This is a genomic window from Massilia niastensis DSM 21313, assembly GCF_000382345.1.
In the GTDB taxonomy this organism is placed as follows: domain Bacteria; phylum Pseudomonadota; class Gammaproteobacteria; order Burkholderiales; family Burkholderiaceae_D; genus Telluria; species Telluria niastensis.
Map to the genome: position 1 here is coordinate 33,001 of NZ_KB908087.1, position 22,372 is coordinate 55,372.

Annotated in this window: 24 protein-coding genes; 9 read left to right on the forward strand and 15 right to left on the reverse strand. The window is 65.4% G+C overall.

Annotation, left to right across the window (positions count from 1 at the left end; all coding sequences use genetic code 11):
* The 7 genes from hypD to H162_RS0109155 all read right to left on the reverse strand — a co-directional run bounded on the left by hypD (position 1) and on the right by H162_RS0109155 (position 3,903).
* Positions 1–1,113, reverse strand: a complete 1,113-nt coding sequence (gene hypD, locus H162_RS0109125) for a hydrogenase formation protein HypD (protein WP_020653156.1) — start codon at positions 1,111–1,113, stop codon at positions 1–3.
* Entirely contained in the window at positions 1,110–1,862 is a 753-nt protein-coding gene (gene hypB, locus H162_RS30435) for a hydrogenase nickel incorporation protein HypB (RefSeq protein ID WP_020653157.1), read from the reverse strand. The genes hypD and hypB overlap by 4 nt, the downstream gene beginning before the upstream one ends.
* A gap of 26 nt (positions 1,863–1,888) precedes the next feature.
* A complete protein-coding gene (locus H162_RS0109135) occupies positions 1,889–2,239 on the reverse strand; it encodes a hydrogenase maturation nickel metallochaperone HypA/HybF (RefSeq protein WP_020653158.1) in 351 nt (116 codons plus the stop codon).
* Positions 2,232–2,474, reverse strand: a complete 243-nt coding sequence (locus tag H162_RS0109140; protein WP_020653159.1) for a HypC/HybG/HupF family hydrogenase formation chaperone — start codon at positions 2,472–2,474, stop codon at positions 2,232–2,234. The genes H162_RS0109135 and H162_RS0109140 overlap by 8 nt, the downstream gene beginning before the upstream one ends.
* Positions 2,475–2,695: 221 nt before the next feature.
* On the reverse strand, positions 2,696–3,133 hold the full coding sequence (locus tag H162_RS0109145) for a YeeE/YedE family protein (protein ID WP_020653160.1): 438 nt from the start codon (positions 3,131–3,133) through the stop codon (positions 2,696–2,698).
* Between the two features lie 10 nt (positions 3,134–3,143).
* Positions 3,144–3,575 carry a YeeE/YedE family protein gene (locus tag H162_RS0109150; RefSeq protein ID WP_026354435.1) on the reverse strand — a complete coding sequence of 144 codons (432 nt, stop codon included), beginning with the start codon at positions 3,573–3,575 and terminating at the stop codon, positions 3,144–3,146.
* Positions 3,556–3,903: an ArsR/SmtB family transcription factor gene (locus H162_RS0109155; RefSeq protein ID WP_020653162.1), complete on the reverse strand. Its 348-nt coding sequence runs from the start codon at positions 3,901–3,903 to the stop codon at positions 3,556–3,558. The genes H162_RS0109150 and H162_RS0109155 overlap by 20 nt, the downstream gene beginning before the upstream one ends.
* Positions 3,904–4,015: 112 nt before the next feature.
* Between H162_RS0109155 and H162_RS0109160 the strand changes: the two genes are divergently transcribed.
* On the forward strand, positions 4,016–4,765 hold the full coding sequence (locus tag H162_RS0109160; protein ID WP_020653163.1) for an MBL fold metallo-hydrolase: 750 nt from the start codon (positions 4,016–4,018) through the stop codon (positions 4,763–4,765).
* Between the two features lie 23 nt (positions 4,766–4,788).
* On the opposite strand, the gene H162_RS32605 is transcribed toward H162_RS0109160, so the two are convergent.
* Complete coding sequence (locus H162_RS32605; protein ID WP_020653164.1) at positions 4,789–5,889, reverse strand: HAF repeat-containing protein; 1,101 nt, start codon at positions 5,887–5,889, stop codon at positions 4,789–4,791.
* Entirely contained in the window at positions 5,865–6,968 is a 1,104-nt protein-coding gene (locus H162_RS30445; RefSeq protein ID WP_020653165.1) for a PEP-CTERM sorting domain-containing protein, read from the reverse strand. The genes H162_RS32605 and H162_RS30445 overlap by 25 nt, the downstream gene beginning before the upstream one ends.
* Positions 6,969–7,254: 286 nt before the next feature.
* Between H162_RS30445 and H162_RS0109175 the strand changes: the two genes are divergently transcribed.
* From H162_RS0109175 to H162_RS32610, 4 genes are all read left to right on the forward strand, one after another.
* Positions 7,255–7,707, forward strand: coding sequence for a universal stress protein (locus H162_RS0109175; RefSeq protein WP_026354436.1), 453 nt, complete (start codon positions 7,255–7,257; stop codon positions 7,705–7,707).
* 39 nt (positions 7,708–7,746) lie between these two features.
* Positions 7,747–8,184, forward strand: a complete 438-nt coding sequence (locus H162_RS0109180) for a universal stress protein (protein ID WP_020653167.1) — start codon at positions 7,747–7,749, stop codon at positions 8,182–8,184.
* Positions 8,185–8,205: 21 nt separating this feature from the next.
* Positions 8,206–8,679: a universal stress protein gene (locus tag H162_RS30450; protein ID WP_020653168.1), complete on the forward strand. Its 474-nt coding sequence runs from the start codon at positions 8,206–8,208 to the stop codon at positions 8,677–8,679.
* A 105-nt stretch (positions 8,680–8,784) separates the two neighbouring features.
* Positions 8,785–9,918 carry a GGDEF domain-containing protein gene (locus H162_RS32610; protein WP_020653169.1) on the forward strand — a complete coding sequence of 378 codons (1,134 nt, stop codon included), beginning with the start codon at positions 8,785–8,787 and terminating at the stop codon, positions 9,916–9,918.
* Positions 9,919–9,955: 37 nt separating this feature from the next.
* Here the strand turns inward: H162_RS32610 and H162_RS0109195 are convergent, their stop codons facing one another.
* The 3 genes from H162_RS0109195 to H162_RS0109205 all read right to left on the reverse strand — a co-directional run bounded on the left by H162_RS0109195 (position 9,956) and on the right by H162_RS0109205 (position 16,234).
* On the reverse strand, positions 9,956–10,540 hold the full coding sequence (locus tag H162_RS0109195; protein ID WP_020653170.1) for an NAD(P)H-dependent oxidoreductase: 585 nt from the start codon (positions 10,538–10,540) through the stop codon (positions 9,956–9,958).
* 39 nt (positions 10,541–10,579) lie between these two features.
* Positions 10,580–13,384 (reverse strand): cation-transporting P-type ATPase, encoded by a 2,805-nt coding sequence (locus H162_RS0109200; protein WP_020653171.1) that lies wholly within the window; start codon positions 13,382–13,384, stop codon positions 10,580–10,582.
* Between the two features lie 162 nt (positions 13,385–13,546).
* A complete protein-coding gene (locus H162_RS0109205) occupies positions 13,547–16,234 on the reverse strand; it encodes a bifunctional acetate--CoA ligase family protein/GNAT family N-acetyltransferase (RefSeq protein ID WP_020653172.1) in 2,688 nt (895 codons plus the stop codon).
* A 167-nt stretch (positions 16,235–16,401) separates the two neighbouring features.
* On the opposite strand from H162_RS0109205, the gene H162_RS30460 reads away from it, so the two are divergent.
* Positions 16,402–16,695, forward strand: coding sequence for a universal stress protein (locus tag H162_RS30460; protein ID WP_169444458.1), 294 nt, complete (start codon positions 16,402–16,404; stop codon positions 16,693–16,695).
* Positions 16,696–16,794: 99 nt separating this feature from the next.
* Here H162_RS30460 and H162_RS30465 read toward each other — a convergent pair whose 3' ends face one another.
* Entirely contained in the window at positions 16,795–17,280 is a 486-nt protein-coding gene (locus H162_RS30465) for a universal stress protein (RefSeq protein WP_020653174.1), read from the reverse strand.
* A gap of 361 nt (positions 17,281–17,641) precedes the next feature.
* On the opposite strand from H162_RS30465, the gene H162_RS0109220 reads away from it, so the two are divergent.
* The 3 genes from H162_RS0109220 (at position 17,642) to H162_RS0109230 (ending at position 20,290) form a co-directional block, all read left to right on the forward strand.
* Entirely contained in the window at positions 17,642–18,496 is an 855-nt protein-coding gene (locus tag H162_RS0109220; RefSeq protein WP_229451989.1) for a universal stress protein, read from the forward strand.
* Between the two features lie 74 nt (positions 18,497–18,570).
* Positions 18,571–19,401 carry a universal stress protein gene (locus H162_RS0109225; protein ID WP_026354438.1) on the forward strand — a complete coding sequence of 277 codons (831 nt, stop codon included), beginning with the start codon at positions 18,571–18,573 and terminating at the stop codon, positions 19,399–19,401.
* Positions 19,402–19,456: 55 nt separating this feature from the next.
* Positions 19,457–20,290 carry a universal stress protein gene (locus H162_RS0109230; protein WP_020653177.1) on the forward strand — a complete coding sequence of 278 codons (834 nt, stop codon included), beginning with the start codon at positions 19,457–19,459 and terminating at the stop codon, positions 20,288–20,290.
* A 4-nt stretch (positions 20,291–20,294) separates the two neighbouring features.
* On the opposite strand, the gene H162_RS0109235 is transcribed toward H162_RS0109230, so the two are convergent.
* Entirely contained in the window at positions 20,295–21,686 is a 1,392-nt protein-coding gene (locus H162_RS0109235; RefSeq protein WP_156885530.1) for a sensor histidine kinase, read from the reverse strand.
* Positions 21,683–22,348, reverse strand: a complete 666-nt coding sequence (locus tag H162_RS0109240) for a response regulator transcription factor (protein WP_020653179.1) — start codon at positions 22,346–22,348, stop codon at positions 21,683–21,685. Before H162_RS0109240 ends, H162_RS0109235 begins: the two co-directional genes overlap by 4 nt.
* Positions 22,349–22,372 lie beyond the last annotated feature (24 nt).

The window sequence follows — 22,372 nt, forward strand, 5'->3', positions numbered from 1 at the left end:
CTAGCCCTCGTCCGTGGCGGAAGCCGGCTGGCGCATCCTGCTTGCCCACCAGATCCGGCAGGCGCCTTCGTCGGACACCATGCACGGCCCGACCGGCGCGCGCGGCGTGCAGGCGCGTCCATAAAGCCGGCATTGGTCGGGATAGATCTGGCCGAGCACGACCTTCGCGCAATCGCAGCCCGGGGGCATCTGCCCGGCGCGCTTGCGCGAACCGTCTGCGGCGCCGGGAAACTGCAGCCGCGCGTCATGGGCAGCAAACGCCGGCCTCAGCTGGAAACCGGAGCGCGGGATGATCCCGATGCCGCGCCAGTTCGCATCGGCGATGTCCATCACCTGGCGCAAGCGCTGCTGCGCCTGGAGATTGCCCTGCGCATGCACCACCTGGGGATAGCAATTGTCCAGGAAGCGCCGTCCTTCCACGACCTGTCGCAGCACCGAGCAGGTGGCGGCCAGCAGGCTGTCCGGCGTGAATCCGGCAACCGCGGCCGGCATCGCGTGCTTGTCGACCACGAAGCGCCACTCGTCGGAGCCCATGACGGCGGCAACATGGCCGGGCGCCAGCAGCGCGTCGAAGGATGGCTGCCCCGACGCCAGCAGCATGGCCACCGCCGGCCAGGTGCGGCGCCCGGAGAGCAGCAGGGACAGGTTGTCGGGCGGCGCATCGAGCAGCATCGCCGCGACCGGCGCCGTCGTGGTCTCGAAGCCCGCCGCGAAGAAGACCACCGGGCGATCCGGATTGGCGCGGGCGATCCGGAGCGCCTCGAGCGGGGTGGCGATCGGCCTCACGTCCGCCCCTGCGCCGCGCGCCTGGTCGAGCGAACGCAGCTCACCCTTGGGCACATTGGCCGGCACCCGCAGCATGTCGCCGAATGCGAGCAGGATCACCCGCTGCTCGACCGCAAGCCGGATCGCTGCATGAATATCTTCCTCGGGGCATACGCAGACCGGGCAACCGGGACCGGGAATCAGCTCGACATCCGCTGGGAGGACGCTGCGCAGCCCCGCCATGGAGACTGTCCGCTCGTGGCCGCCGCAGACATTCATGATCCTGACCTTGTGCGGCAGCTTGAGCGCCCTGATCCTTTCCAGCCACTCCCCTGCGGATACGGTCATCGCGCCTCCTGCCGAAACCGGCCGCGGGCCGCATGCATACGGCGCAACCAGGCGAGCCATTCGTCCATCCCCATGTCCTTGCGCGCCGAAATCGACAATACGGGGGCATGACCGGCGATTTGGTGCATGAAGCGCCTGGCGCGCGACTCGTCGAAGTCGTCCAGGTACGGCAACAGATCGACCTTGGTGATCAGCAGCAGGTCGGCCGCACGGAACATGACCGGATACTTCGCCGGCTTGTCGTCGCCCTCGGTGACCGAGAGCAGGACGATGTCGTGGTGTTGTCCGAGGTCGAAGCTGGCGGGACAGACGAGGTTACCCACATTTTCGATGAACAGGATGTCCACCCGGTCGTGCGGCAGACGGTGCCAGGCGTCATGGACCATCGAGGCATCAAGATGGCAGGCGCTGCCCGTCGTGATCTGCACCACGGGCACGCCCTTGGCGCGAATGCGCCGGGCATCGTTCTCGGTTTCCAGGTCGCCGACGATCACGGCAATGCGGTATTCATCCGACAGCGCGTCGATGCTTGCCTCCAGCAAGGCGGTTTTGCCGGCCCCGGGCGACGACATCAGATTGACGGCGAGCACATGGTTTGCATCAAAATGGCAGCGGTTGTGTTCAGCTGCCGTGTCGTTTTCGGAAAGCAGGCGGCGCAGCACCTCGACCCTCGACGTGCTGGCGCTGACAGGTGCGTAGCGCACCCCGGGATTGACATCGGTCTTGCCACAGCCGCAGTCCGCGCACATCGCTCCTCCGCCAGGAAAACCTCCGCTCAGGCCGCGAAGACCAGGTCGACGCTCTCGCACAGCATCTCGTCACCGCCCACCAGCCGCGTGTCCGCGCTTCCGCATGTCCCGCATGCCAGTCGCTCGATCGTGGCCTCGCCGGTGGCGGCACAGGCCTGGCAGGTGATGCGAACCGGGACGGTCACAATGACCAGGTCGGCATCCTGCGCGCATGTGCCGGCACGGCATTGGTTGTACGCCGTTCGCAGCAGTGCCGGCTCGACGCCGGACAATGGTCCGAGCCGCAATGTGATCGTGCTCACTCCCGTCGCTCCGTGCTGCACTGCCAGGCGGGCGACCTGTGCCAGCAACGCCTCGCAGATGGAAACCTCATGCATCCCGCCTCGCGATGTCATCCGGCCGCATCCGGTCGAGCATCTCCCAGATCGTCTGGGCCTCATGGGCGACGATTTTCTGGATCGCGTATCCCACGTGCACAATGACGAAATCCCCTGGCTCGACCGAGCCAGGGGGCAGCAAATACAGGCTTACCTCCCGCTTGATGCCGCTTGCGGTGCAACGTGCCGTCTGGCCGTCGAGTTCATCGACCCGCATAGGGATGGCAAGGCACATGGGAGACGCCGGGTGGTGGCATGGGATTGACGAATGACGGTTCCGATACTGTCACCGTGTGCAGATCCGCTGTTTGACGTAGATCAAAATAGGGAAAAATAACTCTGGCAGTAAAGTGGCAGACCATCCCCGCCTCCATGGCATCGAAGCGCATCCGCAGTGCCAGCGCAACGGTCTTGCGTTCGACGTCCCGGCCGGTGCTGTCGGCGCACCGACCGCTTTCAGCCCGCCCTGTTCGCTGTTCCGTTCCGGACGCGCTCCACGACCTCGAACACCGCCATGCCGGCAAGCATGGAAACGGAGAACAGCAAGGGCTTTCCGCCACCTTGCGCCAGCGAAGCGAGCGCAGGTCCTGGGCAGTAGCCGGCCATTCCCCAGCCTGCACCGAATGTCAGGCTGCCCAGCACCAGGCGCCGGTCGATCCGGGTGGCGGTAGGCAAGCGCATGGCTTCGCCAAGCAGGGTGCGCCGCCGCCTGGCGCCCAACGCGAACCCCAGCGAGCCGACCAGTACGGCCCCACCCATGACGAAGGCCAGCGACGGGTCCCAATCTCCGGCCAGATCCAGGAAGCCGAGGACTTTCGCGGGATTGGTCATCCCGGACACGATCAGCCCCAGGCCGAACAGCAGTCCGGACAGCAGTGCCATGATGATGTTCATGCCGTTCTCCTTAGCCAATGACGTGGCGAACAAAGTACACAGTGACAAACCCGGCGCACAGGAAGGCGATGGTCGCCGCCACGGATCGCGGCGAACGCCGGGACAGGCCACATACACCGTGCCCGCTGGTACAACCCGAGCCGTAGCGGGTACCGATGCCTACCAACAGGCCGGCCATCAGCAACACAGGATTGCTCGCTTCGACCCGCCCCTCCGGCAACGGGGCGGCGAGGGAAAACAGCAGGGGCGAGATCACCAGGCCGCCAATGAACGCCAGACGCCAGGCGACATCACCCCGTGCCGGCCTCAGCAGCCCACCGAGAATGCCGCTGATCCCGGCGATTCGTCCGTTAAGCAGCAGGAACATGACGGTGGCCAAGCCGACCATCAGGCCGCCCGCCAGCGACATCCAGGGGGTGAAACTAGTCCAATCGATTGTCATCGCGTGCCTCCTGGTCGCTCGGACAGTACAGTTGATACAGCACTTGCATCACTGCCAATGCTTCCTTGCTGGCGATGCTGTAGAAGATCTGCTTGCCTTCGCGGCGGGTACTGACCAACTTTTCCTCACGCAAGACGGTGAGTTGCTGCGATAGCGTCGGCTGCCGGATGCCGCTCAGTACCTCCAGTTCGCTGACCGGAAACTCGCCCTGTGTCATCTGGCATAGCAGCAGCAGGCGGTCGGGATTGGACAGCACTTTCAGGAGTGTGGAGGCCTGCCCGGCTGCGGCTTGCAGTCTCGCCAGTTCAATTTGTCCTGATGAAGGCATATGCAAATCTATTGAAGAAAGTCCTTTACCGGATCATTATACCACCTGATAATATATTTAAGCGTATATTGAAAATGATCGCTTACCGCACCTGCTACCGAACGAGGCCATCATGATCTTCAGGCAACTGTTTGAACCGCTGTCGAGTACCTATACATATCTCCTGGGCGATGAAGACACTGGGGAGGCCCTTCTCATCGACCCTGTCATCGCCAGCATGGACCGCGATCTGGCCGAGGTGCATCGCCTCGGTCTGAAACTGGCCTACACCCTGGAAACGCATATCCATGCGGACCACATCACCGCCGCGCTGGAAATGAAACGGACAGTCGGCAGCAGGATTGCCGCGCCGGCATACGACCGCCTGTCCTGCACGGACATCGGGATCGAGGAAGGCAAGCCGTTCCAGGTTGGCGGTATCAGCCTGGAGCCGATCCATACGCCCGGACATACCGACGGGCATTTCGCCTATCTGTTCTGCGACCGGGTGTTTACCGGCGACGCCCTGTTGATCGAAGGCTGCGGTCGCACGGATTTCCAGAACGGCGATGCCGATGCGCTCTACAGGAGCGTGCGGGAAAAGCTGTTCGCCCTGCCCGATGAAACCCTGGTCTATCCGGCCCATGACTACCAGCAGCGCTTCGTCTCCTCGATTGTCCAGGAAAAGAAGCGCAATCCGCGCCTGGGTGGCGACAGAACGCTGGAGGAGTTCAGGCAGATCATGGCGAACCTCAACCTGCCCTACCCAATGTTCATCGATTATGCAGAGACCGGGAACCGGCAATGCGGCGTCTGTCCGCCTGACGTTCCTGCAAACCTCGCAAGCTATTGCCGGCAGACGAGCGAGAGTCCACAGGGCTGACTGACCGCCCTTTTGATTCCTGTTCAGCGAGGCATCGGCCGCTCCGGCGCCGCCACGCCTGGACCCTTGGTCCTGCATGACCCGGCCCACATCAACAGGGTTCCTGCAAGGACCATCAGCCAGGTCATGGGTTCAGGTACCGCCGGAACAGGAGACAGCAGGACGACCAGGGGCTGCCCTCGCACGTCGCGGGCGTCAGCCAGGATCTGCCCATTGTCAGTGAGAGCAAACGGATAATCTGGAATGATCCCGGGATCGACCATCTCGAGTCCACTCAGGACCCCATCCTCGACAATGAACATGCGGCGGCCGCCATCGTACTCGGTGCTGCCGATGATGCTACCGGAGTTGTTGATGGCAAATGCCGCACTGGCATACACCTCGCCATGACGGCCGGTGGCGCCGAGGTCGATCATTTGCCCGTCCATGTAGAGGAAAGCGTGTCCGAAATCGCCCGTGAGCGCTGTCGCTGCGGCGCCAACGATATCGCCGGCGTCATTGATATCGTAGGCGATGCTGCGCTTGCCGCCGAGGGTACCCAGGTCATGCATGACGCCGCCGGTATACAGGAAAGCATGGCCTCCGGATTCCCCGACCACGTCTCCGGCAGCATTCATGCCGTACGCGGTACTATCCTGGCCGTCGAGCGTCCCCAGGTCCCGCATGCTGCCTTCACTATACAGAAACGCATGGCGCCGGCCGTCCGCGGTGGTCGAGTTGCCGGCCACCTGCCCCGCCCCGTTCACGGCGACAGCAGCGCTATACCCGCCGCCGAGGGTTCCCAGGTTGGTCATCGCGCCATCCCGGTACAGGAAGGCGCGGCTGCCAGCCCCGGCCGTGTCGGAAATCCCGGCCACCCATCCCTTGTCATTCACGGCAAGGCCGCTGCTGAAACTGCCACCGAGGGTGCCGAGGTCGGTGCGCACACCGTCGCGGGACAGGAAAGCGCGATAAGCGCCCCCAGCATTCAGATAGGTTCCCGCACTATGTCCCTGGACGGACAGGGCCGCGGTCCCTGGCGGCACGGGACTGCTGGCATAAGGTCCGGCCGCGCCGGCGCCGCCCGGCAGCGCCAGCGCCGTCGCGATCAGGAACGAACCTATCCAGCGCAGGAGCATCGCCATGTCTGCCTCCTCATCGGCCAAAGGCCTCGGGGCTGCCGGCGGCGGAGCAGCAGGATCAGGCCGAGTCCCGTACCCAGCATCAGGTAGCCGGCCGGCTCTGGAATGGGCGTGAGCAGGTAGGAAGCGCAGGCGCCGGCACCGCAGCCGCTGGCAAGTATCTGGCCGACATCGTTGATGGCGAAGGCCATGCCGAACGAAACGGCGCTCGTCCCGTAGAGCATGGAATCGAGGGTTCGCATCTCGCCTTCGCTGTACAGGAATGCCAGCCTGCCATCGTGGCCCGCCACGTCGGTCCAGCCGACGATGTCGCCGTGATTATTGATGTCGAAGGCAGCGCTGAATGCTCCTCCCAAGGTGCCGAGATCGTGCATCTGCCCGTCTGCATGGAGGAAGGCGTGCCCATCGATGTCGGACCGTCCGCTCAGGCCCACCACCTGGCCGGCGTCGTTGACGGCCCGCGCAATGCTGTAGCCCAGGGGAGCGCCGAGGTCGCGCATGCCGTCGCGGTACAGAAAGGCATGGCCGCCGGACTCGCCGACCACGTCCCCCGCGCGGTTGATGTCCATCGCGGTACTGGCGAACCCGTCGAGAGTGCCGAGATCGAGCATGCGTCCCTGGCTGTGGCGGAATGCGTGCCGCCGGCCAAAGCCAGTCTCTGCAGTCCCGGCGATCTGGCCCCCTTGATTGATAGCCACCGCCGTGCTGTTGGCTCCCCCGAGGGTGCCAAGGTCGCGCATGCCCCCCTCGCTGTGGACGAAAGCATGCACATTCGAAAACGTCCGACCCGGCACAGGCACGTCCGAATCGCCGACCACGTCGCCATTGTCGTTGATTCCGTAAGCCCGGCTGCCCGCCTGCCCGAGCGAGCCGAGGTCGCTCGCCGTTCCCTGCGACCAGCGGAAGGCGCGCAGAAAAGGTGGCGTCGACGAAGCGGTTCCCGCCGCATCGCCGGCATTGTTGATGGCAGGCGCGAACCCCGGCAATCTGGCCGCCGTATACAGCTGCTGCGCAGGCGCGTCGCCTGCCGCCGCATGGAGAAGGATGCCCAGACAGGCTATCGGGAAGCCACGGCGCAGCATAGCTCACTCCACAGGAAACGCCGGCGCAGCGACGCGGCAAGCTGTCTGCCTGCCGCCGGCAAGGTTTTGACAGCCGCATACAAGACAGATTAATCCCTCGATCGGAACATGCAAGCACAGCCTGCTCCAGCCGAAGGCCGGCGTCCGCTTGCCGCATGGGCCTCGCTAGAACAAACCTATTTGGTTGCATTTGATCTGCGTCAAGCAAACTCTCTCATTATCAGCGCATACTCGCCCCCGCAATCCATGGCAAATCTCCAGGATGAGACGGCCGGCGTACAAGACCATGTACAAGAAGATCCTCATGCCAACTGATGGATCCGCCCTGTCGGAGCGTGCTGCCGCGGCGGCCATTGCGCTCGCGCGCGGCTGCGGCGCTGACATCGTCGCCCTGTCGGTCGCCCAACCATGCTTCCCCATACTGAGCGCTGCAACGCCGGAGCGCGGCCGCGAGAGCGAGCTCGATCGGATGCGCGAGGCCGCCGCGCGACATGCGGACCGGGTGGCCCGACTTGCTCGCAACGCGGGCGTTCCGTGCAGCAGCGTGACCGTCGCTTCCCCGGATCCAGCAGACGCCATCATCCGAGCGGCGCTCGATCTGCATTGCGACCTCATCCTCATCGCCGCGCATGGACAGCGTGGACTTACCAGGCTCATCGCTGGCAGCGTACCCCAGCGTGTACTCGCCTACTCCCCGGTACCGGTCATTCTTTTCCATGGGAACACCGAGCCGGCATGAAGAGCTGGCATTGTGCTCATGGCTACTCCAGGAGTTAACATGTACAAGCGAATACTGCTTCCCACCGACGGTTCGAACGCTTCTCAACGCGCGATCGCTGCTGGCGTCGATTTCGCCAAGGCCATCGGCGCCGAGGTGATCGGCCTGACCGCCGTTCCACCGTTCCACACCTTCACCATGGATGCCGCCATGCTCGAACAAACGAAGGAGGAGTACGAGATGGCAAGCCGCGAGCATGCGCAGCGCCTGCTTGACGATGTATCGAACGCGGCACGCGATGCGGGCGTTCCCTGCACCTGCGCCCACGTCTATTCGGACAGTCCTTATGAGGCGATCCTGTCGACAGCGCGTGAGAAAGCATGCGACCTGATCGTGATGGCCTCGCACGGCCACAAGGGACTCAAAGGCTTGCTGCTTGGCAGCGAGACGCAAAAGGTGCTTGTTCACGGCAGCATTCCCGTCATGGTTCACCGTTAGCCTCTGATCGGGAGAAAACCCATGTACAAGCGCATCCTGGTGCCGACGGACGGGTCGGCAACCGCCACGCTCGCGGCGGACGCAGCAATTGAACTCGCACGCGGCTGCGGCAGCGAGATCGTCGCACTGTCGATCGCTTTCCCCGAGCCCTACCCGGCTGCAGCCGAAGGGGGGATCGTGACCGAGCAAGGCCCGCGTGTCGATCTGCTGCTGCAACAAGCCGACGAGCTTGTCGCCAGGATTGCCGAGCGCGCGCAGGCGGCGGGCGTCAACTGTGCGACCGTCACGGAATACTCCCTGAGTCCAGCGGAGGCGATCGTCGATGTGGCGAGGAACCATCGATGCGACTTGATTTTCATGGGCTCGCATGGACGGCGCGGCCTTACCAGGCTGATCGCGGGTAGTGTGACGCAGAACGTACTCGCCTACTCGGCGATCCCGGTCATGGTCTTGCGGCCGCCACCGGCAGAGGTCCCGTCGCCGCCCCGGACCTGACCCGACAAGATGCGGCCACGACAGCGAGCTTCCATGCCAGCGCCCGAGCGATTCCATGCTGCCAGCCGACCGCCCGCCGGCAACGCTCGCAACAGGAGCAAGCGCATGATCGCGTCTGCCTCGGGCAGGGTCGGCGCGTGGCTGGACCGCGTACGTGGAACGCTGGACGAGCACGACGAGCGCTCTTTGAATACCCAGCTCGACCAGGAGCTGTCGCATATGCTGCCCACGCTGGGGGCGGTATTCGGAATCAGCATCGTCCTGTTCAGTGCCTGGGATTACTGGATAGACTCCGAGAACGCTGGGGTGACCACCATGGTTCGCCTGTCGCTCGTGCTGATCGGCGCCATTGGCTATGTCCGCTGGCCTGCCCGTCTACCGGTCATATGGCGGGCAATCCTGGTGTACGGCACGCACGTGTCCGCCATGATCTTCAGCTCAGCCCTGCTGCCAGATGGCATGATACTGGCGCTACCCGCAATCACGGGCGTCATGTACCCGCTTGCATTGGTCGAGCCCCGGCCGGTACGACTGTTTTTTATCGTGCTCGCACCTTCCCTGTTATTCCTTGCCCTGGGTGCGACCGTCATGCCGCCGCGCATCTTTGTCAGCAGTATGGCGGTTTATCTCACGTCGCTGGGCCTGATGGCGTGCGTGGCGATTGTCAACGGCAAACACCGACGTGTCGCCTATGCAGCCAGGCAGGCGCTTGTCCGTTCCGCTCATTACGATAGCCTGTGCAACGTGCTCTCGCGTGCATATCTTGTTGAGCTGGCGGAACGTGACCTTGCACTGGCGCAACGCCACAATCGCCCACTCGCTATTGCGATGCTCGACATTGATTTCTTCAAGCGTGTCAACGATATGTACGGACATCCCGTTGGTGACATGCTCCTCCGGGAGTTTTGCAAAGTGTGCAGCACAGAATTGCGGGGCAGCGATTATTTCGGACGTGTCGGTGGGGAAGAGTTCGTGTGCATCATGCCCGAGACCGATGCCGATGACGCGCTGGCCTGTGCAGAGCGCATGCGCCGGGCCGTGGCGGCGATCCGCTTGCTGACCCCGACCGGCACGATACGCTGCACCGTCAGTATCGGCGTCGCGGCGCGGGACCGTGAACATTCGGACTTTAGCGCCCTGATGAGTGCGGCTGACGCAGCGCTGTACCGTGCGAAGGCGCAAGGCCGCGACCGGGTGGTGCTCTCGATGACCCCACAGCTGGACGACAGCAACACGTGAAGTCGCCCCTTCGCCTGTATCCGTCCGGACTGGCGCTTCACTTCGCCTGCACGCCCAGGCGTCGCATATGGGTACACCAGCGTTCGACGCGGGCCGGCGTCATCCCGGTTACGCCGATGATGGTGGTCGCCACGGGGGCGATACCGACGAAATTCAGAATGTTGCGTTTTAACGATTTGACGCTGTGGGAGCGGAAAAACCAGCGGTACACGAAGGCCGGCATCCCCATCGTGACGATCACGCGCGCGCTGCGTCCGCCCAGCATCCCGCTCTTGAGGGGATTGCGCGGCGAGACCGTCAACGCAAATCCTGGACGGAGCACCTGTTCCAGGAAGCCCTTCAGCAGCGCTGGCATATCGCCGAGCCAGAGCGGATACACCAGCACGATGTGGCCGGCCCGTCCGAACGCCTGCTGGGCCGGCAGCAGGCCTGGCGGCACGGTCCCTTCCTGCCATTCGCTGGCGCTGGCCAGGAGTGGAAAGGACAGCCGCGCCGGCTCGACCGTCTCGACGGTATGACCGGCCGCCAGCGCGCCCTCGGCATAGGCCGCGGCGAGCGCGTGGCATAGATGCGAGGCGCCGAAGTCCGGATGCCCCTGGATGATCAGGATGTGCGTTCCCATCGAGCTGTCTCGACCCATCTCAAATGATTGGCAGACGCATTACGCATGCGCTCCTTCCGCCCGTCTTGCTAACGCGGTCCGGATCAGCCACTTTTCCAACTCCACGACGAGACCGAGAAATAACCCGAATATCATGATCCTGCTCCAGGTTTCGAGGTCCAGGGCAGACGTGCCGAACAGCGTCTGCATGGTCGGCAGATAGGTGAAAAGCAGTTGCAATACCGCCAGCACCGCTATCGCCAGCAAAATATAGCGGTTGCCCACCAAGCCTTCGAAGCTGATCGATGATGCATTCACGTGACGGCAATTGAACAGATAGGCGATTTCTCCCATGACCAGGGCGTTGACGGCCGCCGTCCGCGCGACTGCCAATCCGGCGCCTCGCTCCATTTCCCAGAGGAAGTGGCCAAGGCTGCCAGCAACCAGCAAGGCCGAGACCAGCATGATGCGCCACACCAGGAAGCGGGACAGTAGCGGTTCGGCTGGATCGCGCGGCGGGCGGTGCATGGTGTCGGCCTCGGTGCGCTCGAACACGATGGCGAGCGAAAGCGTCACGGCCGTAATCATGTTCACCCACAGGATCTGGACCGGTGTGATCGGCAGGGTGATCCCAAGCAGCACGGCGATCAGCACCATGACTGCCTCTCCGCCATTGGTCGGCAGGATGAAGATGATGGACTTGCGGATGTTGTCGTAAGCGGTACGCCCCTCCTCCACCGCGGCGACGATGGAGGCGAAGTTGTCGTCCGCCAGGACGATCTCGGCCGCCTCCTTCGCGGCCTCGGTCCCCCTGCAGCCCATCGCCACGCCCACGTCCGCACACTTGAGCGCCGGGGCATCATTGACGCCGTCGCCCGTCATGGCAACCACGTTGCCTTGTGCCTGGAGCGCCTTCACCAGGCGCAGCTTGTGTTCCGGACTGGCGCGGGCGAAGATATCGGTCTTCGCAACCACGTCCCGCAGCGCCTCGTCATCCAGGGTATCGATGCTGGCACCAGAAATGGCCCGGATAGCCGGACTGAGCCCGAGCTGGCGGCCGATAGCCGCCGCCGTGGACGCATGGTCGCCCGTAATCATCTTGACCCGGATTCCCGCACCGAGGCAGGCCGCGATGGCATGCCTGGCCTCCTCCCTGGGCGGATCCGCGATCCCGACCACCGCCAGCAGCGTGAATCCGCCTGCTTCGATGTCCGCGAATGCGAGTTCGCGGACATGGTCGCGCCCGGAACGCACCGCCACCGCGAGCAGGCGGATGCCCGCCGCGGCTGCCAGCTCCATGCGCCTCATCCAGTCGTCGCGGTGCAAGGGCGCGTCGCCGCAACGCTGGCGCTGCGATGAACAGAGCTCGAACACCCGCTCCGGCGCTCCCTTCAGGAACACATGAGCGTGGCCATAATGGTCATGGTGCAAGGAGGCCATGAAGCGATGTTCGGACTCGAATGGAATCACATCGGTGCGCGGGTGGGCCGACTTTTCAAGGTCCTGCCCGATCCCGGCCTTCATGGCCAAGGTCACGAGCGCGCCCTCGGTCGGGTCGCCGGCAAGCTGCCATCGGCCATCGGCAAAGCGCAGGCTGGCGTCGTTGCACAGCACGCCGGCCCTGGCGAGCTCGCGCAACTCGGGATGCTCGTTGACATCCACCTCGCGGCCGTTCCTGCTGAAACCGCCATCGGGGGCATAACCTGCGCCGCTGACCTCATAGTCTTCGTCGGCGGTCAACACGTGTTGCACCGTCATTTCGTTCTTTGTCAGCGTGCCGGTCTTGTCCGAGCAGATGACGGTCACCGATCCGAGCACCTCCGCCGCGGGCAGGCGGCGAATGATCGCGTTGCGGCTTGCCATCCGCCGTACGCCGATCGCCAACGCGATGGTCATGACCGCGGGCAGGCCCTCGGGAATGGCGGCGACAGCGAGGCCCACGGCTGCCAGGAACATCTCATTGGGGGGATAGCCGCGCACGACGGTGCCCCCGACGAACATCAGGCACGACACGACAATGATCGCGAACGTCAGCATGCGGCCGAAGTTGCCCAGTTTCCTGAGTAGCGGTGTGGAGAGGTCCTGGACCTGGGACAGCATGCTGCTGATCCGGCCGATCTCCGTGGCCGCTCCGGTTGCCACCACGACCCCCGATCCCTGGCCATAGGTGACCAGTGTTCCGGAATAGGCCATTGACGTACGATCCCCCAGTTCGCGCCCGGCCTCGACCGCTGCCACCTGTTTTTCGACCGGCACCGATTCGCCGGTCAGCACTGCCTCGCCAATGCGCAGGCTGCGGGCTTCGACGATGCGCAGGTCCGCCGGCACCTTGTCGCCGGAACAGATGAAGACGATATCGCCAGGCACCAGCCCGTCGGCGTCGATGGTCTTGCGCTGTCCGGCGCGCAGGACCTGCGCCTGGAGTGGCAGCATTGATCGTATCGCATCCAGCGCCTGCTCCGCCTTGCCTTCCTGGATGAATCCGATCACGGCATTGATGAAGACGACGCCGAGGATGACGCTGGCGTCCAGTACGTGCCCAAGCGCCAATGTAATCGCGCCGGCAGCCAGCAGCACATAGATCAGGATGTCATGAAACTGGCGCAGGAATCGGACCAGGACACCCTGGCGGGGCGGCGGCGCAAGGCGATTCGGCCCATGCTGCGCCAGCCTCTGCCCGGCCCGATCCTCCGTGATGCCATCGGCACCCGAGACCAGGCTCCGGAGCACTGCGTCCACGGGTAGTGCATGCCAGGCGGGCAGCTCTCCCGACAATGCGTCGGAGCCCGCCGACGAGCCGCCACGAGACGCCGACCCGCTTTCGCGCTCGCGCACCGGCGCGTCATCGGGCTTGTTGATCGTCATGTCAATATCCTTCGCCGGAGAATGAACGGCAACACAAGTACGGAAACGAATGCATCGCACCCGACTGCCGGGTGGCGCGACGATTGCCCCCTAGGATGTGGACGAGGCAGGACAAGCGTCTGGCACCATTGCGTGGCGTCCTTGTCGGAACCTTGCTTCCGCTCAACCAGGCCAAGCGCCACCGAGGGTGCGCCGCATGACGACCATGCCATCCGCCTCAGGATGCACCTCGAAGCCCATGTCGCGGGCCAGCGCATGCATGCGGGCGTTCTCCCTCAGCGCCACGCCGTGGAGGACCGCCAGGCCGCGTTCGATGCAGTAATCGACCAGGCAGCCCATCAATAACCGGCCGAGTCCGCGGCCCTTGAGATCGGAACGCACGGCGACGGCAAATTCGCCGTCGATATTGTCGGGATCGACCACAACGCGCGCCACCCCCAGGGTCTCGTCGCGTCCGTCCTGCCCGCGCCGGGTGGCGATGAACGCCATCTCGCGCGCGTAGTCGATCTGGGTAAAGCGGGCGAGCTGCTGCGGCGACAGGTCGTGCATCGAGGCGAACATCCGCATGTGGATGTCTTCGGCCGTGAGCGCATGGAAGAAGGCGACATGCGCCTCGGCATCCTCCGGACGGATCGGCCGCACCGTGACGGGGCCGACGCCGCTGTCGACCTGCCGTTCGAGATGCTCCGGATAGGGCAGGATCGCCAGGCGCGCCGTGCCGGCGCGTCCGGGCGCCACCGCTTCGAGGCGCATGCGGGCGTCCAGCGCGACCACGCCCTGCGCATCGGCGAGCAGGGGGTTGATGTCCAGCTCCGCCAGTTCAGGAATATCGGCAGCCATCTGCCCGACGCGGATCAGGACATCGCAGAGCGCGTCCATGTCGGCAGGCGGGCGATGCCGGTAACCTGCCAGCAGCCGGGCGACCCGGGTGCGGCTGACGAGCTCGGAGGCCAGGACCCGGTTCAGGGGCGGCAGCCCGACCGCCTGGTCGGCCGTGATCTCGACCGCGACCCCGCCCTGGCCGAACATCACCACGGGGCCGAAGACGGGATCGGTACTCACGCCGACGATCAGTTCAAGCGCACCCGGGCGGCGCGCCATCGCCTGCACGGCGAACCCGGCGATCCTGGCCTGCGGGCGCAGTTCGCGCACCCGCGCCGTCATCGCCTCGAGCGCGGCGCCCAGTGCCGCTTCGTCGGCCAGGTCCAGGATGACACCTCCGACATCGGACTTGTGGGAAATATCCGGCGACAGGATCTTGAGTGCGACCGGATAGCCGATGCGCTCCGCCGCAACCACCGCCTCCGCCCGGTCCCTCACCGCCTCCGTCGCAACCACCGGAATGCCATAGGCCGCCAGCAGCGTCTTGCTGTCCGCCGCGCCGACCGCTCCCGCGCCGGCGCCGAGCAGCGCATCCACGCAGCGCCGCGCCAGCACGCGATCCGGGACCGGCAGCTCGCAGGGACGCGGAACCTGCATCAGGAGTTCCTGGTTACGGCGATATGCCACCAACTGCTGGAAACCCTTGACCGCCTCTTCCGGCGTATCGAAGACCGGTATCCCTGCTTCCATGCAAAGGCGGCGTGCATCCGCGACACTCGCACCGCCCAGCCAGCAGCTCAATACCGGCTTGGCGCCGCTTGCCATCAGCGGCACCAGCAAGCGGGCAATCTCCATGCTCGGCACGATCGCCGTCGGCGCGTGGATCAGCAGCACCGCATCGGACTCCGGTCCGTCCAGCAAGGCCTGCAGGGCATAGCGATAGCGTTCGGCGGGAGCGTCGCCGATGATGTCCACCGGATTGGCGCATGACCAGGTGGGCGGCAATTCCTGTCCCAGGCGGTGCATGGTGGACGGCTCGAGCACGGCCAGCTGGCCGCCGCCATCGCCCAGGGCGTCGGTGGCCATCACGCCGGGCCCGCCGCCATTGGTCAGGATCGCCAGCCGGTCGCCGCGCGGCGGTCTTGCATGGGCAAGCATCGCAACCGCATCGAACAGCTCCGCCGTCGAATAGACGCGCAGCATGCCCGCGCGCCGCAGCGCCGCGTCATACACCAGGTCGGAGCCGGCCAGCGCGCCGGTGTGGCTGAAGGCGGCGCGCGCGGCCTCGGTGCCGCGGCCCGCCTTGACGATCAGGGTCGGCTTGCCACGCGCCGCGCCGCGCGCAGCACTCATGAACTTCCGCGCCTGGCGCACGCTCTCGGCGTACAGCAGGATGGCGTCGGTTCCCGGATCGGCGGCCAGATAGTCCAGCAGGTCGCCGAAATCGACGTCGCTGCCGTCACCCAGCGAAACAAAGCAGGAGAAGCCGATCCGGCGTACGCCTGCCCAGTCCAGCACGGCAGTCACCAGCGCGCCGGACTGGGCCACGAAAGCCAGTCGCCCGGGCAGCGCCGCCAATGGGGCAAAACTGGCATTCAGGCCGGCGCCGGGGACCAGGATGCCGACACAGTTTGGCCCGAGGATGCGCAGCAGGTATGGCTGGGCCGCATCGAGCATGGCTTGCCGCAGGCTGCGCCCATCGGCGCCGGTGGCGCCCAGGCCGGCGCTGAGCACCACCGCCGCGCGGCAGCCGGCCGCGCCCAACTGCGCGATCAGCTGCGGCACCGTGGCTGCGGGGGTGCAAATGACGGCCAGCTCGGGAACCGCGGGCAAGCTGGCGATGTCGGGGTAGGCTGGCTCTCCGCCAAGCTCCCGGTGCTTGGGATTGACCGGCCAGAGCGGACCGGCAAAGCCCCCGCTCCCCAGGTTCTGCCAGACCGTGGCGCCGACACTCCCGGGGCGGTTCGATGCACCGATCACGGCAACCGAGCGCGGCTTGAAGAAATAGTCCAGGTTGCGAATGCTCATTGTCTTCCCATAGTCATCGGAAACCGCCAGCCTATCGAAGTGTAATGGCAATATCTTTGATCAGCATCAAAACCTAATTTTAATTTCCTGCTAGTGATGCTCGTACAGGGGATACGGCTGGCATGAGGCCGCGCTTGATATGTATCAAACACATCACAAGGCAGGGCGTGGAGAACTGGAAGTCGCTACCAGTGGCGACATTCCGCAACCCACATGTGGCCAGCACAGCCGGCACGGACGACCAGGCCGACCTCGTCGCATTCCTGGAACGCCATGCCATCCATTCCGTCATCCGGTCGATCGAGCATGGCATCGATTGCGGCAACGCCCTCCTCGCGCCGGCGCAGGAAGAGGACGACGACCCGATCGTCATGGGAAGCCACGGGCGCTCGCAACTGCGGGAATCCCTCCTCGGAGGCGTCACCAGAACCATTCGTGGCAGGCCGCCATGCCGGTGCTGATGGCGCATTGATCATGCGCAGGTGCAGCGTCCGTCACTGCCTACCCTCGGCAAGCGGGACGGCGGTGACAGGCGCGCTGCGGCCAGCGCAAGGCGCCGGTCAGGCCGGCGCGTCCTCGCTGAATTCGGGTGGCGGAGGCTCCCTGGGGTCGCGCAATACCAGTACCGGAATCGACGAGAATGCGAGTACATGCTGGGCCACGCTGCCGGCGAAGCGCTTGCCGCCATCGCTCGGGCCGTGCGCGCCCATGACGATCAGGTCACACCCATTTTCTTCCGCCACGCGCACGATCTCGGGACCGGGCGACGATGAAAGAGCGGTCAGCGTCTGGCACGACACACCGGCGTCATGGGCAATGCGCGCAACGGTGTCGACGTGCTTGTGCGCCGCTTCCTGGGCCCGGCGCAGTTCGTCTTCCAGGTCGGCCGCTGCGACCACGCCGGAAGGAATGGAGAAATGAGGTTGTGCTACCGAAAAAGCGATAATGCGGTGACCGCCGGTTCGGGCCAGGACCACCGCCATCTGCGCCGCGCGGACCGCAAGATCCGAGCCATCCGTTGCCACACATATTCTCTCGATGAACATGGTCTTGTCGCCTGCGTTTCGACCGCCCGGCGCCTTATTCTATGACTGACCGGATCGCGGTGTTTGATCGCGATCAAGCCAGCACTCCATCGGTGATCGCCTGAATACAGTATGGCAGGCGCGATACTACCGCCCCGGCCTGCACGCAGGCTCGCGGCCCTGTTCCGGGCGTGACACTGCAAAATACAGTTGGCATCCGCCGTTCCAGCGCCTACAGTGAAGCGACGCCAGTTCTCTGCCGGGGCATCGTCACGATAGCCGTCATGCAGGTTCCTGGGCAGTACGGCGATGCGCATCGCAGGCTGCGCTACCCGCTCACGGATTGGCTGCCGCGCAATCTTTTCGTCGCGCCGCCTTATCGATGAAAGGAACCGGGATGTACAAGACGATCGTAGTCCATATCGACGGCAGCCGCCAGCAGGAAAGCAGGCTGCGCGCCGCCGCCCTTCTGGCCGGGGCCCATGGCGCCCATCTTGTCGGTGCGGCCGCCACAGGTGTCTCCTGGCTCGATCTTGCGCTCCTGTCCGGCGCCGCTTCGGCGCCGGTCCCCGTCGCGGACTTCGACGAGTTGCGCGAAACCGCCACGGCGCGCCTGCGCCAATTCGAGGAGCAGGCCGCGCGCCTCGGCGTCGGCTCCGTGGAGTCGCGCCTGATCGAAGATGCGGCCGGCTCCGGCCTGTTGCTGGAGTCGCGCTACGCCGATCTCATGGTCCTGAGCCAGGATCCCCGCCCGGCTCCCGGGCTCCCGCTGCGCGCGCGCGGGATGCCCGAGCACCTCGCCATCCGCGGTACACGTCCGGTGCTGGTCGTACCGGAGGATTACCGGGTCCAGGTGCTGCCGGGCATCGTGGTGGCGGGCTGGGACGGCAGCCTGCAGGCGCTGCGCGCCATCACCGCCGCTTTGCCGCTGCTCGCGGCGGCGGACAGCGTGAAACTGGTCCTGGTCAACCCGGATGCACGGTCCGCACTGCATGGGGAACAGCCGGGCGCCGACCTGGCCCTGTATCTGGCGCGCCACGGCGTGCGCGTCGAGGTCGTGCTGGAGCGGACCGGCTCGACGGTTGGCAATGCGCTGATGGCCCTGGCGCGGGACAGCGGCGCTGCACTGATGGTCGCCGGCGTATACGGCCACAGCCGCTATCGCGAACTGGCGCTGGGCGGGGTCACGCGCGAGCTGCTGGAACGGGCGCCGGTGCCGCTCCTGATCGCCCATTAGGACTTCGTGGTGGCGCCGGGAACGCGGATCCGCTATGCTGATCAGGTCTATTCCAGGTGCGACCGGATTCATTCATGAATTACAGGACCATCCTCGTGCATGCAGACTTGAGCCGGGCCGCGCCCGACCGCATCCGCCTGGCGGCGCGGCTGGCGTGTACCGCCGGCGCCCACCTGGTCGGCAGCGCGCTGACCGGCATCTCGCGCTTCGCGCCGCTGGAAGCTCCCGCCGGCCCGGCGCTCGTTCGTCACTGCGCGCATCGGCGTCGCCATGCTGCGCAGGCCCTCGAACGCTTCGACCTGATCGCCGTGCAGGAAGGAGTCGCTTCCAGGGAAGCCCGCCTCGTCGACGACGACGTCGACGGCGGCATGGCGGTTCAGGCGCGTTATTGCGACCTGGTCGTGGTGGGCCAGGTTGACCACAGCGTGGTCGAGCCGGAACTCCCCGGCGATCTGCCGGAATACCTGCTGCTCACCTGCGGCCGTCCTGTTCTCGTCGTTCCCTTCACCGGTTGCATTCCGGAACTGCGCGGCGACGCGCTGGTGGCCTGGGACGGGAGCAACGAAGCAACGCGAGCGGTTGTCGCCGCCCTGCCGCTGCTGCGCGCGGCCAGGTGCGCGATCATTGCCGGGTTCGGAGGCGAGCTGGCGCACTCCGACAGCGGCGTCCAAGACTGCGGGCGGCTCGCCACCTACCTGGGGCGGCATGGCGTTGCAAGCCGGTCCGTTCAGCGCGCCGCGGGAGACGATATCGGCGAGGCGCTTCTCGGCACGGCAGCGGATCTGGGATGCAGCCTGCTGGTAATGGGCGGCTATGGCCATACGCGTTTTCGCGAACTGCTGATGAAAGGAGTGACCCGGACCATCCTTCGCGCGATGACGCTGCCCGTGCTGCTCGTCCACTGAGTTCACTTCCGCAGCCAGCCGCCTTTCACTGATTCTTCCACTCTTCCCAACCATTATGTTCAAGACCATCCTCGTCCATGTCGACCGCTCGTCCCATGCGGGCGGGCGCATGCGCTACGCCGCGGCCCTGGCGCATGCGCACGGCAGCCACCTGATCGGAGCGGCAATGCTCGGAGTAGCCCGGGACATCCTCGCACTCGACGACCTGGCGGCGCCACGCGCCGAGCGCGCCGCCTGGCTGGCACAGCGCACCGACGACGCCAGACTCGAACTCTCGAGATTCAATGAAATTGCGGCCAAGAATCACGTTTCGCATGAAGCCCGGCTCGTCCATGACCGCGCGGACAATGGCCTGGCCCTGCTGGCCCGCTTCGCCGACCTGGTCGTGATCAGCCAGGACGACCCGACCGAATCGCCCGAATACATGGCTACCCACCTTCCCGAATACGTGGTCCTGAACTGCGCGCGGCCGGTCCTGGTGGTGCCGCGCACAAACCCGTCGCCTGCGCGCAGCGACAAGGTATTGCTGGCCTGGGACGGCAGCAAGGAAGCCTCGTGCGCCATGAGCGCCGCCTTGCCCATGCTGTCGCGTGCCGGCGCCGTGACCGTGGTCGTGCTGACAGGAGCGCAACTCGACGCAGCCGGGTTCCAGGCACAGCAGCCGGAACTGCTGGGCTTCCTCAGCCGCCACGGCGTGGGCGCCAGCGTCCTGGTACGCGATCCGAAGCAGGACAGCGGACACGAACTGCTGGCCCTGGCCGACGAACTGGACTGCGGCGTGCTGGTCATGGGCTGCTATGGTCACGGTCGATTCCAGGAACTATGCCTGGGAGGCGCGAGCCGGACCGTGCTGGCCGACGCCCACATTCCGCTACTGCTTGCACACTAGTGGGTCACTTGACACATGGCATCGACACCTCGACCACGGTTCCCTGGCCGTCGGGCTTGCGGCAGATGCGGATGGCTGCATGATGCTGGTCAGCAATTTCCTTGACAATAGCCAAGCCCAGGCCATGGCCGCCCTGGGCGGCGCCTGGGAGCTTGTAATAGGGGACGAACAGCTTCTCGATCTCGTCATCCGGGATTGGGATCCCGTCGTTGACAACGCTCAGCAATGCGCGCCCCTCCCGTTGCACCACACTCAGCTGGATCTCCCCTTCCCGTGTCCCGTGCATCGAGGCATTGTCGATCAGGTTCTGCAGCAGCCGCCTCAACTGGGACGGCTCGCCCCAAACATGGCAATCGTACTCGGCATCCAGGCCGATGCTCTGCCCGCGACGTTCGAGAAGCGGTTCGACGGCCCCGATCACGTCACAGCACACCTCGCGCAGGGACAGACGGCAGGCCTCGGATACGTCGCCTCTGGCGCTGATGCGACCCAGCGCCAGCAACTGGTCGGCGAGCTTGCCGGTACGGCGCGCCCCGGACAACGCCGACGCGAGGGAAGCAGCGCGTTCCGATTCGCCATGCGAGCGCAGGGCGTTTTCAAGATGCAGCTGGATGGCGGCGATCGGTGTCCGGATTTCATGGGCGGCCGCGTTGATGAAGCGCTGTTCCCGCTCGAAGGCGGCCTTGATACGCACCAGGAGATGATTGAGTTCGGTGATGATCGGCGCCAGCTCCAGCGGTGTCGCAGGCAACTCGATCCGGTCGAGCGAGTCCGGCTTGCGCGCCGCGATCAGCGCGGCCAGGTCGGTCAGCGGTTGCATGCTGCGAATCAGCACGACATTCACGGCTGCCAGCATCAGCAGGCCGCCGACGATCAACGGTGCGAGGATCGACATGCCGATATAGTCCGCCATCTCCTGGCGCACCTCGTCCTTCTCGGCCGTGATCACCCATATCTTGCCAGAATGCAATGCGAATACCTGCCACAGGGTGGAGCCAATCGCGTGCTCGCTGAATCCTGCGACGAGCGGCGCAAGCGCCTCGGTCGGCGCCGACGCCGACTTGGCGAGCAACCTGCCGTCGTCGTGCCATACCTGGAAGGCGACCTTGGTTTCGTAGCGGTGGCCAAAGACTTCCGGCTCGTCGCTGGTGGCTGTCTCGAGTTCGCGCGGCAAGGTGATCACGAGCGGCGCATCGAGCGTGGCGGTCGAGAGCTGCTGGGCCACCAGGGCTTCCAGCACCCTTGCCGAGGTCGCCAGACGGGCGCTGAACAGTTCTTCCGATTCATGGCGCGCGACCGCGTGCGCGGCCAGGCCGATGCCGCCGAAGACGAGCAGCATGCAGATCAGGGTGGCCACGACCAGCCTGCGGCGGCCGGAATACATCAGGGTAGTCATGCACCGACGTCGCCCAGGCGGTAGCCGACACCGCGGATCGTCTTGATGACGCCGGGGGCGATCTTCCTGCGCAGGTGGTGGACATGGACGTCGATCGTATTGCTTTCGGCCCCCTCCCCCCAACCGTACACGGACTCTTCCAGCTGGGCACGGTTGAAGACGCGCTGCGGATGCTCGGCCATCTGCTTGAGCAGCATGAACTCGAGCCGCTGCAGTTCGACCGGCTGGCCGCGCCAGCTCGCGGTCAGGCTGTCCATGTTCAGCACCAGGGCGCCGAGCGTCAGCTGGTTGACCGGCCGGCCGTTCCGGCGCCGGGCCAGCACCCGAAGGCGGGCAAGCAGCTCGTCGAGTTCGAACGGCTTGACGAGGTAATCGTCCGCCCCCAGGTCGAGCCCGAGGATACGGTCGCGGATGGCGTCGCGGGCAGACAGGATCAGGATCGGCAGGGAGTTTCCGCTGGCGCGCACCACCTTCAGCACTTCGTTCCCGTCCAGCGTCGGCAAGCCGATGTCCAGCAGAACCAGGTCGAACGCATTATCGCGCAGCGCGGCGACGGCCGCCGCGCCGTCGCTCACGTGCTCGACCGTATAGTGGGCGCGGCGCAGAGCGACCAGCAGGCCGCTGGCCAGCAGTTCGTCATCTTCGATCAGCAGCAGTCTCAAGCGTCTTGTCCCCTTTCTGGCAGA

What these genes read in the sequence shown, in the direction of transcription:
- hypD (WP_020653156.1), bottom strand. Translation starts at nt 1,113, where the DNA reads ATGACCGTATCCGCAGGGGAGTGGCTGGAAAGGATCAGGGCGCTCAAG.
- hypB (WP_020653157.1), bottom strand. Translation starts at nt 1,862, where the DNA reads ATGTGCGCGGACTGCGGCTGTGGCAAGACCGATGTCAATCCCGGGGTG.
- H162_RS0109135 (WP_020653158.1), bottom strand. Translation starts at nt 2,239, where the DNA reads ATGCATGAGGTTTCCATCTGCGAGGCGTTGCTGGCACAGGTCGCCCGC.
- H162_RS0109140 (WP_020653159.1), bottom strand. Translation starts at nt 2,474, where the DNA reads ATGTGCCTTGCCATCCCTATGCGGGTCGATGAACTCGACGGCCAGACG.
- H162_RS0109145 (WP_020653160.1), bottom strand. Translation starts at nt 3,133, where the DNA reads ATGAACATCATCATGGCACTGCTGTCCGGACTGCTGTTCGGCCTGGGG.
- H162_RS0109150 (WP_026354435.1), bottom strand. Translation starts at nt 3,575, where the DNA reads ATGACAATCGATTGGACTAGTTTCACCCCCTGGATGTCGCTGGCGGGC.
- H162_RS0109155 (WP_020653162.1), bottom strand. Translation starts at nt 3,903, where the DNA reads ATGCCTTCATCAGGACAAATTGAACTGGCGAGACTGCAAGCCGCAGCC.
- H162_RS0109160 (WP_020653163.1), top strand. Translation starts at nt 4,016, where the DNA reads ATGATCTTCAGGCAACTGTTTGAACCGCTGTCGAGTACCTATACATAT.
- H162_RS32605 (WP_020653164.1), bottom strand. Translation starts at nt 5,889, where the DNA reads ATGGCGATGCTCCTGCGCTGGATAGGTTCGTTCCTGATCGCGACGGCG.
- H162_RS30445 (WP_020653165.1), bottom strand. Translation starts at nt 6,968, where the DNA reads ATGCTGCGCCGTGGCTTCCCGATAGCCTGTCTGGGCATCCTTCTCCAT.
- H162_RS0109175 (WP_026354436.1), top strand. Translation starts at nt 7,255, where the DNA reads ATGTACAAGAAGATCCTCATGCCAACTGATGGATCCGCCCTGTCGGAG.
- H162_RS0109180 (WP_020653167.1), top strand. Translation starts at nt 7,747, where the DNA reads ATGTACAAGCGAATACTGCTTCCCACCGACGGTTCGAACGCTTCTCAA.
- H162_RS30450 (WP_020653168.1), top strand. Translation starts at nt 8,206, where the DNA reads ATGTACAAGCGCATCCTGGTGCCGACGGACGGGTCGGCAACCGCCACG.
- H162_RS32610 (WP_020653169.1), top strand. Translation starts at nt 8,785, where the DNA reads ATGATCGCGTCTGCCTCGGGCAGGGTCGGCGCGTGGCTGGACCGCGTA.
- H162_RS0109195 (WP_020653170.1), bottom strand. Translation starts at nt 10,540, where the DNA reads ATGGGAACGCACATCCTGATCATCCAGGGGCATCCGGACTTCGGCGCC.
- H162_RS0109200 (WP_020653171.1), bottom strand. Translation starts at nt 13,384, where the DNA reads ATGACGATCAACAAGCCCGATGACGCGCCGGTGCGCGAGCGCGAAAGC.
- H162_RS0109205 (WP_020653172.1), bottom strand. Translation starts at nt 16,234, where the DNA reads ATGAGCATTCGCAACCTGGACTATTTCTTCAAGCCGCGCTCGGTTGCC.
- H162_RS30465 (WP_020653174.1), bottom strand. Translation starts at nt 17,280, where the DNA reads ATGTTCATCGAGAGAATATGTGTGGCAACGGATGGCTCGGATCTTGCG.
- H162_RS0109220 (WP_229451989.1), top strand. Translation starts at nt 17,642, where the DNA reads ATGAAAGGAACCGGGATGTACAAGACGATCGTAGTCCATATCGACGGC.
- H162_RS0109225 (WP_026354438.1), top strand. Translation starts at nt 18,571, where the DNA reads ATGAATTACAGGACCATCCTCGTGCATGCAGACTTGAGCCGGGCCGCG.
- H162_RS0109230 (WP_020653177.1), top strand. Translation starts at nt 19,457, where the DNA reads ATGTTCAAGACCATCCTCGTCCATGTCGACCGCTCGTCCCATGCGGGC.
- H162_RS0109235 (WP_156885530.1), bottom strand. Translation starts at nt 21,686, where the DNA reads ATGACTACCCTGATGTATTCCGGCCGCCGCAGGCTGGTCGTGGCCACC.